The sequence below is a fragment of the Gudongella sp. DL1XJH-153 genome (assembly GCF_049310905.1).
Taxonomy (GTDB): domain Bacteria; phylum Bacillota; class Clostridia; order Tissierellales; family Tissierellaceae; genus Gudongella.
This window is the reverse complement of sequence record NZ_JBMEMN010000011.1, coordinates 58,327-70,104: the sequence shown is the minus strand read 5'-3', so window position 1 is coordinate 70,104 and position 11,778 is coordinate 58,327. Positions and strand designations below refer to the sequence as shown.

Annotated in this window: 11 protein-coding genes; all 11 read right to left on the bottom strand. The window is 39.5% G+C overall.

All coding sequences use genetic code 11. The features are described 5' to 3' along the window. Nucleotides 1–245: 245 nt before the first annotated feature. Nucleotides 246–1,448, bottom strand: coding sequence for a glycosyltransferase family 4 protein (locus tag ACOEN1_RS06225; protein ID WP_422485679.1), 1,203 nt, complete (start codon nucleotides 1,446–1,448; stop codon nucleotides 246–248). 57 nt (nucleotides 1,449–1,505) lie between these two features. Next, nucleotides 1,506–2,969 (bottom strand): protein adenylyltransferase SelO, encoded by a 1,464-nt coding sequence (locus tag ACOEN1_RS06220; RefSeq protein WP_422485678.1) that lies wholly within the window; start codon nucleotides 2,967–2,969, stop codon nucleotides 1,506–1,508. A 183-nt stretch (nucleotides 2,970–3,152) separates the two neighbouring features. After that, entirely contained in the window at nucleotides 3,153–5,057 is a 1,905-nt protein-coding gene (lysS, locus tag ACOEN1_RS06215; protein WP_422485677.1) for a lysine--tRNA ligase, read from the bottom strand. A gap of 17 nt (nucleotides 5,058–5,074) precedes the next feature. Next, nucleotides 5,075–5,551: a transcription elongation factor GreA gene (greA, locus tag ACOEN1_RS06210; protein WP_422485676.1), complete on the bottom strand. Its 477-nt coding sequence runs from the start codon at nucleotides 5,549–5,551 to the stop codon at nucleotides 5,075–5,077. 139 nt (nucleotides 5,552–5,690) lie between these two features. Continuing rightward, complete coding sequence (gene dusB, locus ACOEN1_RS06205) at nucleotides 5,691–6,686, bottom strand: tRNA dihydrouridine synthase DusB (protein ID WP_422485675.1); 996 nt, start codon at nucleotides 6,684–6,686, stop codon at nucleotides 5,691–5,693. Nucleotides 6,687–6,722: 36 nt separating this feature from the next. Continuing rightward, nucleotides 6,723–7,499, bottom strand: coding sequence for a type III pantothenate kinase (locus ACOEN1_RS06200; RefSeq protein WP_422485674.1), 777 nt, complete (start codon nucleotides 7,497–7,499; stop codon nucleotides 6,723–6,725). A gap of 11 nt (nucleotides 7,500–7,510) precedes the next feature. Continuing rightward, nucleotides 7,511–8,260: an ECF transporter S component gene (locus ACOEN1_RS06195; RefSeq protein ID WP_422485673.1), complete on the bottom strand. Its 750-nt coding sequence runs from the start codon at nucleotides 8,258–8,260 to the stop codon at nucleotides 7,511–7,513. A gap of 136 nt (nucleotides 8,261–8,396) precedes the next feature. Beyond that, nucleotides 8,397–9,347 carry a P1 family peptidase gene (locus tag ACOEN1_RS06190; RefSeq protein WP_422485672.1) on the bottom strand — a complete coding sequence of 317 codons (951 nt, stop codon included), beginning with the start codon at nucleotides 9,345–9,347 and terminating at the stop codon, nucleotides 8,397–8,399. 93 nt (nucleotides 9,348–9,440) lie between these two features. Then, nucleotides 9,441–10,619, bottom strand: coding sequence for a sodium ion-translocating decarboxylase subunit beta (locus tag ACOEN1_RS06185; RefSeq protein WP_422485671.1), 1,179 nt, complete (start codon nucleotides 10,617–10,619; stop codon nucleotides 9,441–9,443). A gap of 25 nt (nucleotides 10,620–10,644) precedes the next feature. Then, entirely contained in the window at nucleotides 10,645–11,040 is a 396-nt protein-coding gene (locus ACOEN1_RS06180; protein ID WP_422485670.1) for a biotin/lipoyl-containing protein, read from the bottom strand. A 362-nt stretch (nucleotides 11,041–11,402) separates the two neighbouring features. After that, nucleotides 11,403–11,771 carry an OadG family protein gene (locus tag ACOEN1_RS06175; protein ID WP_422485669.1) on the bottom strand — a complete coding sequence of 123 codons (369 nt, stop codon included), beginning with the start codon at nucleotides 11,769–11,771 and terminating at the stop codon, nucleotides 11,403–11,405. Nucleotides 11,772–11,778 lie beyond the last annotated feature (7 nt).

Sequence of the window (11,778 nt, the reverse complement as noted above, 5' to 3'; positions counted from 1 at the left end):
CTCAATATTATTTGTTTTTAAAAAATTGATTCTTGGTTTATTCAAAGTTCTCACAACTGTTTAGTTATCTAGGTTCAGCGCCGTCCTCTCTCGAGGCGACTTGATTAGTATACCATGTATACTAACCCTGCGTCAACATCTTTTTTTGAAGTTTTTTTATTGTCTTTTCTGTTAATGTCCTTCTCAAAAGAGTCAGCTTTTATATAATACCCTTTAATGAAAAGGTTGTCAAGGAAAATGTCAATTTAAAAGGCATTACTTATTCTTTCAAAGACTCCCTTCCATGATAGCTTTTCAACTTCCCTTTTAAAGGGTGCAACATTATTATACCCGTCATGATGATTATTAATCTGTATATCCAATGTTTTTTTCAAATTAAAAACAAATTGATTGTAATCGTCATGAAGTGGTGTATCTACATCCATCATTCTCGGGAGTTTAACGAAACTTACCAATCCTGATGTTGCGAGTTTCTCTCCCATATAGCTTTTTAATCCAGGTATGTCTGTTGTTACAACCATAAGACCGCATGCGAGTGCCTCCATTGTTACAAGCGGAAGACCTTCGTAGTATGATGGCAATACAAAGATATCAGACTCTCTGAAAAGATCAGCCAGTTCCACCTGGCTCAAGGCTCCAGTGAACTTAACCCCCAATTCATTGCCCCGTTTGTAAATCTCTTCCTTTTCTTCGCCCTGGCCACTTCCAGCCATGGTTAGATCCACGGGGTGGATGCGCTGAAGATTTTCATATGCATCGAGTAGCGGAATCAGTCCCTTTGCATGGCTTAGCTTTCCTGCATATACAAGTCTTGCCCTGTCCGAGATCTTCTTGTTTTCAGGAGGATAGAATATATTTTCGTCGTAACCTCCCCCTGCCAGATGAATTTTCTCAAATGGTATATTATAAAGTCTTTCTATTGTTGTTTTCTGATCTACTGTCAGCGCAAATACACCTTCCAGTGCATGCAGCTCTTTTGCAACCCTTTCCGCCAGCCTGTTTATCTTAAGGAACTGTCTTATATCTGTTCCATGGCATATTCCATATACAGGTATGTCTCTTGATAGCTTGGCTACAACGGATGTCCCGAGCCAAAGGTGGTGGGACAAAATGACATCAGGATTAAAGCTCTCTACCGCATCTTCAAACTTTCTTGTGAATTCATTTTCCCATCTGTCGATATCTTCAATGCTCATATCCTTGTACACGCTGCTTCTGTATGGCATCTTGTCGCTCATCCCCATTATGGGGAATGGAATTTCAGTAGTGTTGAAGTGGATCATATCCAGGTATTCAAGGATAGGATTGTCGTAATCCAGGCCTTCCTGGACAGCTCCCAGAAGTCCCTGTCTGTATCCATTCTTATGAGCTTCAGTTATCATGGCCTTAAGATAGGTTCCGCTTCCGGTCTTTCCAGGGTATTGACTTGTTATGTGCAATATTTTCATAGATTACCTCCATACAATATAGAGTAATTAATTTTATGCTTTTTAAAACCGAGACCTTTACGTGCCACAGTAAGTTTTATAAGGAATTGATCGAGCTTGTGGTATTTTCATAAATTTCTTATCTACCATACTGATCTCATAAGGATTTTTTAGTCCTTGTAATAATTCATTTAGTTTGCTAATGTCATTATTTTCTACAGCACTTTCTAAAGCTTCTTCAACAAGGTAGTTTCTTGGAATCAAAAGAGGGTTTGATTTTTTCATTAACTCTTTACTCTGCTCATCTGTTTGCTCTTGAGTTTTTAATCTTAATGTATATTCTCTTTCCCAATCTTTAAAATCTTTTGTTTTATAAAACTCCAATTCAAAATTCTCGCTATATGTTAGGCCTAAAAAAAAGTTTGTATAATCTACCTTATGCTTTGTCATGGAATCAAGTAAAGTATCAATGAGATCTTTATAAGAACTTTTGTATCTGAAAAGTCCTAGTTTTCTTGCCATGCCAGAATAGTAGTTACTTTCATAGTGGTTACCGAAATCTCCAAGAACATCTTTTGCAATTTTTATTGCCTTATCTGTATTAGAATCTAGCAATGGCAGAATGGTTTCAGCAAATCTTGAAAGATTCCAAAGTCCAATTTTAGGCTGATTTCCAAAGGCGTATCTCCCTTGATGGTCTATTGAGCTAAACTTAGTTTCTGGGTTATAAACATCGATATAAGCACAAGGACCATAATCTATAGTTTCACCTGCAATGCTCATATTATCTGTATTCATAACTCCATGGATAAAGCCAACAAGCTGCCATTTAGCAATTAATTTTGCCTGAGTGTTTGTTACTTGTCTTAGAAGTTCAATATATGGATTTTCTTTAAGCATAAGATTTGGGTAATGTCTTTTTATCGTATAATCTGCCAATGTCTTAGTATCTTCTGAATTTCCATACTTTGCAGCATATTCAAATGTTCCAACTCTGATATGACTTTTGGCTACCCTGGTTAAAACAGCTGCATTGATTTGTTTGCCTCTATAAATTTTATCTTCAGTCTTAACCACAGCCAAACTTCTTGCCGTAGGTATCCCTAGATGATACATAGCTTCACTGATAATATACTCCCTTAACATTGGTCCAAGGGCCGCCCTACCATCACCACCTCTGGAATAGGGAGTTTTCCCCGAGCCTTTTAACTGAATATCAAAACGTTCACCATTTGGCCTTATATGTTCACCAATAAGCAAGGCTCGTCCATCTCCAAGCATTGTAAAATGACCAAATTGATGTCCTGAATAAGCTTGAGCTATGGCCGTTGAATTCTCTGGTATTTTATTACCTGCTAAAATATCTATTCCATCTTTGGATTTTAGATAATTAACTTCAAGCCCCAAATCCTTAGCTAGTTTTTCATTTAATATAGTAATCATAGGGTCACTAATTGCTTGAGTTTTTATTTTTGAGTAAAAAAACTCTGGTAAAGTAATATACGTGTTTTCTAAGTTAAATCCTGAATCTATATTTGTCATGGTATCTTCTCCTTATTTAGCCTTGTACTTTCTATACCCAAATATATTACACGATAAATATTGATAGTATACTGTAAAGCTAGTGTAAGCAATGTATTATTTTTGACAACAAAGTAAAACAAAGACCTTGTAAAGCAATTATGCCTTACAAAGCCTTTTAAGTTTACTAGGTTAAATTATATTCTAGTAGAGTTTTGCTCCTGCTGGAATGTGTGAGTCAACCATTAAGAGATTCAATCTTTCTTCGCCTTCTTCTTCATGGATGGCACTTATAACCATCCCGAAAGAATCAATTCCCATCATCTTTCTTGGGGGAAGATTAGTGATTGCAATCAGCGTTTTTCCTATTAGGTCCTCTGGTTTGTAATATTCGCTAATGCCGCTTAAAATAGTCCTTTCAGAGTCTGAACCATCATCTAAGGTTAATTTCAATAGTTTTTTGCTCTTAGGTACTTCCTCGCAATTAAGAACTTTCACAGCACGGAAATCTGACTTGCTGAAGGTTTCAAAATCGACAAATTCCTCAAATAGTGGTTCTACCTTAACCTTCGAAAAATCTATCTCTTTTGTAGTCTCTGCAACCTGGTCTTCTACTACATTTGAAGTCTCTTCTCCAGCTATCGGCTTCATTGTAGGGAACAACAATATATCCCTTATACTTGGCTGATCTGTGTACAATATTATCATTCTGTCAATTCCTATTCCCAAACCTCCAGTTGGTGGCAAACCTACTTCAATGGAATTGATAAAGTCTGTATCCATTGGGTGAGCTTCGTCATCTCCTGACTCCTTCTGCTTGACCTGCTCTTCAAATCTTTCTCTTTGGTCAATTGGATCGTTTAGCTCTGAGAATGCATTTGCCAACTCCCATGTGTTAATAAATGCTTCAAATCTATTTGTGATTCTTGGATCATCTGGATTTCTCTTTGCCAATGGTGATATTTCCACTGGGTGTCCTGTAATAAATGTCGGTTGAATCATATGCTTCTCACAGAACTCTTCAAACATTTCCGATATTATGTGGCCTCTTGTCGTATTCTCATCTACATCCAGACCCTTTGCCTTTGCAATTTCTCTGGCTTCTTCGTCAGTGTCTATTTTTGAAAAGTCTACTCCGGTATATTCTTTTACCGCATCCGCCATATCCATTCTCTTCCATGGAGGAGTAAGATCCAGCTCTGTTCCCTGGTAATTTATCTTGGTTGTTCCAAGAGCCTTTTCTGCAACAAATGCAAACAGTTCCTCTGTAAGTCTCATCATTTCTTCGTAGTCTACATACGCCTGGTATAGTTCAATGTTTGTAAACTCCGGATTGTGCTTAGTGCTCATTCCTTCATTCCTGAACATTTTCCCCATTTCATATACTTTCTCGAATCCACCTACAATAAGTCTCTTCAAGTAAAGTTCATTTGCAATCCTCATGTACATATCTATATCCAACGTGTTGTGGTGGGTTTCAAACGGTCTTGCATTTGCTCCCCCGGCAACCGTACTCAGAATCGGTGTCTCAACCTCAAGGAATCCTCTTTCATCAAGGTATTCTCTTACTGCCTTGATGATCTTTGATCTAAGTATAAATGTATCCTTAACTTCAGGATTTACAATCAGGTCAACATATCTTTGTCTGTATCTAAGGTCCTGGTCTTTTAAACCATGGAATTTTTCAGGCAGTATCTGTAGTGATTTTGTCAGTAGCAGAATCTCTGTGGCTCTGACTGAAATCTCGCCTGTTTTTGTCTTGAATATGGTTCCCTTTGCTCCGATTATATCTCCCAGGTCCAAATATGAAAGGTCTTCATACTCTTCCTGGCCAATCAAATCTTGTTTTGCAAAAACCTGAATTCTTCCCTCGCTGTCCTGGACGTCCAAAAAGCTTACCTTTCCGTGACCTCTCCTGGACATTATTCTTCCCGCGATTGATACTTCCTTGCCTTCAAGTTCTTCAAACTGATCTCTTATTTCATTACTATGATGAGTATAATCATATTTTTCTATAAGAAAAGGGTTCTTGCCTTTTTCTATCAGCTTTGCCAATTTTTCTCTTCTAATCTGAAGCATTTCATTTAAGCTTTGTTCACCTGTTTGCATATTATACCTCCTTGAATTTATCGGTCGATCTTCTGGATCTGGTATTTTACAACTCCATCAGGCACCTGTACATCGACTGTATCTCCAGCTTTGCTTCCTAGAAGTGCTTTTCCAACAGGTGATTCATTCGAAATCTTTCCCTCATACGGATTGGCTTCTGCTGAACCTACAATAGTGTACTCCATTTCTTCGTCGTATTCCACATCAAGAACAAGCACCTTGGATCCTATTCCAACTATTTCAGTTGAGATGTCTTCATCCTCAATAAGTTTTGCATTCCTTAGGATTGACTCAATCTTTGCTATTCTCTCCTCAAGCTTAGCTTGCTCGTTCTTAGCCTGGTCGTACTCTGAGTTCTCACTGATGTCTCCAAAGTCCAGCGCAGTTCTAATTCTTTCTGCAATCTCTTTTCTCTTAATTATCTTTGAGTCTTCCAATTCCTTTTCAAGTTTTTCCAATCCCGCATGTGTTAAGAAAACGTCCTTCTCTGCCATTAAACTCTCTCCTTTATTAAACAAAAATAAGGGTTTCCCCTTTTATTCCCTTTATTATGCCGTTTTCGTGTGATAGATTACAATAATTTCCTAGTTGTATGCAACATATTATAATCAAGTAAAACAAGCTTGTCAAGTGTTACAGAGCTTCTTGGAGATTATCATCCTCAATCAAATTCTGAAGATACTCTTTAAGCAATGACTCTATCTCATTTTTATCCTCCATGGTATTGATCCTGTTCTTGATTTCATTAGAATTTTTCATACCTTTTATATACCATGCAAGTTGTTTTCTCATTTCTCTTACGCCTATTCTTTCTCCCTTGAACTCGCACACCATGTTCATATGCCTTATGCTTGTTTCCAGAACTTCGGCTGGTGACGGCTTATCTGGGTTTTTACCTTCGAGCAATTGGTTTATTTGCCTGAATATCCAAGGATTTCCCATTGCACCTCTACCTATTGCCACACCGTCACATCCAGTCCTTTCCATCATAAGGAGTGCATCTTGAGCTTTGAATATATCTCCATTTCCAATTACAGGAATCTTAAGGGCACATTTTACGCTAGCGATATAATCCCAGTCAGCTTCTCCTGAATAGAACATATCTCTTGTCCTTGCATGAACTGTGACTGCCGCCGCTCCCGAATCTTCTGCAATCTTTGCTATCTCTACCCCGTTGATTGAGTCTTTGTCCCAACCTTTTCTTATTTTCACAGTTACTGGCTTATTTGAAGCGTCTACCACGCTCTTTATCAACCTGGCTGCCAGTTTCGGATCTTTCATCAAGGCACTTCCGTCACCATTTTTCACTATTTTAGGAGCCGGGCAACCCATGTTTATATCAATTAAGTCTATATCTTTTCTGTCATTAAGATTTTCTCTTGCCACATGAGCCATTATATCAGGTTCGGATCCGAAAATCTGAAGTGAAACTGGTCTTTCCCTGGGATCTATAGTAGTGAGACTATCTGTCTTTTTGTCTTTGTAATAGATCCCCTTGACACTGACCATCTCTGTGACTGTGAGTCCTACTCCCATTTCCTTGCATATTATTCTAAATGCCAGGTCAGTAACCCCTGCCATGGGAGCCAGCATCAATTTGTTTTCTATGTGAAAATTTCCTATATTCATACTTCACCTCTCGTAAAACAAAAGTAAGTAGCCAGGCTACTTACTGTTTCTTTCATATATTATCCTTAATCCTTCCAATGTCAGAAACTTGTCGTTATATTGGATGTACTTGCTTTCTCCTGCCATCAAAGTGGAGAAGCCTCCTGTTGCAACAACCTTAACTTCATCAATGGTGTGGTTCATTTCCTCGATCATCCTTACAATCAAAGAGTCAACCATGCCTACAAATCCGTATACAAGTCCCGACTGGATGCTTGCTATCGTAGTCTTTCCTATTACTTTCTCTGGCTTTAGTATTTCAACCTTTGGCAGCTTTGCTGTTCTAAGGAACAATGCCTCTGATGAGATCTTTATTCCAGGTGTTATTATTCCACCCAGGTACTCTCCTTCCTTATTCACAAAGCAGAAGGTAATTGCTGTACCAAAGTCTACAATTATGACTGGTCCTCCATACTTCTCGTAGGCAGCCACTGCATTTACAATTCTGTCGGCTCCGACTTCCTTTGGATTGTCATACTTAATATTCATACCTGTCTTGACTCCAGGACCTATGACAATTGGGTCCTTCTTGAAATATCTATTGCTCATTGCAGGTAATGTGTGCATCAGTGTTGGCACAACAGAGGATATTATTATATCGTCAACATCGTTTGCGTCTATTCCATTGTATTTGAACATCTGGTCAAAAAGTAATCCATACTCATCAGAAGTCTTTTCCTTATCCGTTGATATTCTCCAGTCATAAACCAGTTTATCACCCTCATAGGCCCCTAATACGATATTTGTATTTCCCACATCTATTACTAGTAGCATCTACTCACCCTCTATCTTCGTCTTTTAACTGCACTTACAACACTGGTTACGATTATTATTGCGATTATTGATTCGGGAATTCCATTTGTTATTCCAATTCCCACTATTATTCTTCTGGCAACTTCAACATCCTGCCCAAGAGCCTCAACAAATCTTTCCCCGAAGAATACATATATCATTGTTAGGACGCCTACTGTGTTTGTCAGTGTACCAACGATTGTTGCTATTACTATATCCAGCGCCTTGTCTTTAAACTTTGCAGCAGTCAGGTAAACCATTCCAATTGTCAGAATCAGTAGACCCACGTTCATTAAAAGCGGCCATATGCTCGTATAATCAATTACACTTAGATAAATTCCCCTTGAAAGATAAATAATAATTGCTGCCCATATAACATACAGTAAACCGATGGTTCTCTTTGAGCCAAGACTGTTCAGACCTTTGAAGGTGTAGTAAGCAGTTATCCCTATTAAAATCCTGGGTAGAACTGAAACTATGGGGTTAAGAAATACAAAGCTAACTGGTGTTGGCGCTGTTATAGCCTGGTATATGCTGAACAATCCGAATATCAGTCCAACCAGAGCTCCAACAATCGGTCCTTCTATTATTGCCCCGATGATAACGGGAATATGCATGATTGTTGCTCTAGTTGGTCCAACCGGTATGAATCCAAGAGGCGTCATACCCAGTACAATGGAGATTGCTCCAAGAACACCAATAATGGTTAATTTTCTGATGTCAAAACGTTTCATACTTTTCATTATTATCCCTCCGCTCTGGTTCCAGTGGATACCAGTCGATTTAACAAGTTTACATTCTTACAGTCCGACTCCTATATGGATGTCAGCTTTTTCAACATTAACATTATATAAGCTGAATTGAATAATTGCAATGTTTTTATATTTCATTGGCTGTTTTCATACCTTTATAAGGACTGGCTGATAGCACTGCGTTTACAACCGCTTTTTCAACTGCTTCAGCGGAAAGCATTGCAACAAGGTTTATATCTGCCTGAACCTTGTTCGTAGCCATCACAAATAAAGTGTCTCCATCTACTGCTGTGTGGACGGGGTTTATTGTCCTGGCGAGTCCGTTGTGTGCAGTTTGCGCAACCTTGTTTCCTTCTGCTTTTGTCAGTATTGCATTTGTTGCCACAACTCCAATGGTCGTATTTGTATTTGAAAACTGGATCCTTTCAGTGGACTGCTTCATTATGAATTCCGTATTCAGCATCTTGTTGTCCTTGTAATCATATACTCCAGCAATCTGAGTATTCTTATGGAATATATCTCCAAAGCTATTTACAATTACAATTGCACTTACAGTCAAGTTCCCTGCCCTTACTGTAGCGCTCCCTAACCCGGATTTCATGGCATTGTCAGGTCCTAGTATCTTTCCTACAGTTGCCCCCTTGCCACAGCCAACTGAGCCCTGTCTGTCCTCTTTTTTACTGGCATTCATTGCTGCCTTGTATCCCATGTTTTTATCTGGCCGGATTTTCGGGTCACCAATAAGAAGATCAAAGATAACCGCTGATGCAACAATTGGTACTTTTGTTACACCTACATCGAATCCTACCCCTTTTCCCTCCAGATAGTCCATTACTCCTGATGATGCCTCCAAACCGAAGGCTGATCCTCCCGCCAGGACTACTGCATGGACCTTGTCCACCATCTTTTCCGCCTTGAACAGGTCCGTCTCCCTGGTTCCTGGAGCTGAGCCTCTGACATCTACACCTCCGGTTGCACCTTCTTCGGCAATTATTACAGTGCATCCTGTCATACCTTCCAAGGATTCCTCATGTCCAACAATTATTCCATCTACATCTGTAACATAACCTGAATACATGTTTTTTCCTCCCACATTTTTGTAGGTACTCTTTACCCTATTGATGCAAAAAACAAACAAACTCACCCTCAAGTGAGGATGAGCCTGTGATTTTTATCCGAAGAACATCAATAGCATACCTGCCGCTATTGCTGATCCGATTACTCCTGCTACATTCGGTCCCATTGCATGCATTAAAAGGAAGTTCTTTGGATTCGCTTCCTGTCCTACCTTCTGGGCTACTCTGGCTGCCATTGGCACTGCAGATACTCCTGCTGCCCCTATCAGCGGATTTACCTTTCCCCCAGAAAGCTTGTACATGATCTTTCCAAATAAAACTCCAACTGCTGTCCCTATTGCAAATGCTACCAATCCCAATGCAATTATGCTCACTGTCTGGAAGTTCATGAAGTTCTCGGCACTTGCAGTAGCTCCGACTGTTACTCCCAGGAAAATTGTTACTATGTTTATAAGCTCATTCTGAGCTGTCTTGGATAGTCTCTCTGTAAGTCCGGTTTCCCTGAACAGGTTTCCTATCATCAACAGACCAACAAGTGGTGCTGCTGATGGCAGTATCAGTGTTACAAGCACTGTTACCACTATCGGGAATATAATCTTTTCCTTCTTGGATACTGGTCTTAACTGCTCCATTACTACTGATCTCTCTTCTTTTGTAGTAAGAGCCTTCATTATCGGTGGCTGGATTATTGGTACCAATGCCATATATGAGTAGGCTGCCACTGCTATTGGCCCCAACAGGTGTGGTGCCAGCTGAGAAGTCAGATACAGTGCTGTAGGACCGTCAGCTCCCCCAATTATTCCTATGCTCGCTGCCTCTGGTCCAGTAAATCCTAAAAGTGTTGCTCCTAAAAAGGTAACAAAGATTCCAAACTGAGCTGCTGCTCCCAATAAAACTGATTTAGGATTTGCTATTAGCGGACCAAAATCAGTCATGGCTCCTACTCCCATGAATATAAGAGGTGGATATATTCCCAGCTTAACGCCCAGGTATAAGTAGTATAAAACTCCTCCGTATTCCTTTGTCTTGCTAACAAGGTCTCCGGTTGCCGGGTCTCTCATTATTTCTACCAATGGTTCTTTCATCAGGTTTGCTCCTGGCAGGTTGGCCAGCATCATTCCAAAAGCTATCGGCACTAACAGCAGTGGTTCAAACCCTTTTGCTATGGCAAGGTACAATAACACAAAGGAAATCAAAAGCATGACCGCATGACCGTATTCCATCAAGGCAAATCCCGTGTTGTACCAAAAATCTGCAAATATTTCCATTAACATCTTAGTTCATCCTTTCTTGAAGGGATTAGTCCACGATTACCAGCTGATCTCCAGTGTTTACTGCTGCGCCTTCTGATGTTGCAATCTTTGATACCACACCATCTTTTGGTGATACAATCTCGTTTTCCATCTTCATTGCTTCAAGTATCAAAAGTACGTCTCCTTCTTTTACTTCCTGCCCTTCTTTTACTAGGATTTTCCAGATGTTTCCTGGCATTGGTGATTCTACTACTTCCTGGTCTGCTGATGCAGCTACTGGTGCAGGTTTTGCTTCTGTCTTAGGTGCTGATTTAGGTGCAGGTGCTGCGGCTGATGATGCTGGAGCTTTTGCTGCCTTTGGTGCTGAGGATGCTGGTGCACCTACTTCCTCAACTTCCACTTCGTAGCTTTTACCGTTTACGGTTATGTTGAATTTTTTCATTATTTCTCCTCCGTTTTTAGGTTATTATTATTCATTCTCAATTGATTTCTTTGTTTTCGTATAGTCTACTCTCGAAAAGTCCGATGAAGCGTTCTCTGATTCAAGATCAGAGATTTATCACACTCGTTTCGAAAATTGACTTGCTATCGATTGAGCTTGCATTTGGTCAGTAATATATTTTCGTTCTTTTGCAGTCAAGTAACTATTAACTTAAGTGGTAATCACGCAAGTCAGTCTGATTTTCTCACTTCATGTGTTAAATCAAGCTGATCTTTCCATATGATCACTTATTCATCATGACTTTTCTTAAGATTAACTTTACTCATTCTAATTTTACTTTATACTTTCGCCTGACTTAATTACTACATTCTCCCCATTATCTGTTCCTGTTTTCCGATTTCTCTCCAAACTGTTGTTGCCTGTGGGGTTCTTCTTATGCTGCTGATATATATTTCTGGTATGTCCACTCCTAGACTGTTTGCTACAGCTGCTGTTATTACTGCTATCAGCTCTTCTTCATCCTCTTCTGATGTTTGTGCAGCTGCTGTTGTTTCATTCTTGACTGGCTTTTCTTGTTTTACCGGGGCAACTTTTTTTGTTTCTTTTTTACCAACTTCCATTGATTTTAGAAAACCAATTGTCAGCGAAATCAGTATCAGAACAATAAATACTACTCCCATACTAACAACAGTTACAACCAGCGCTTCTCCCATCGTTACTTCATTTCCCATGGTTTTT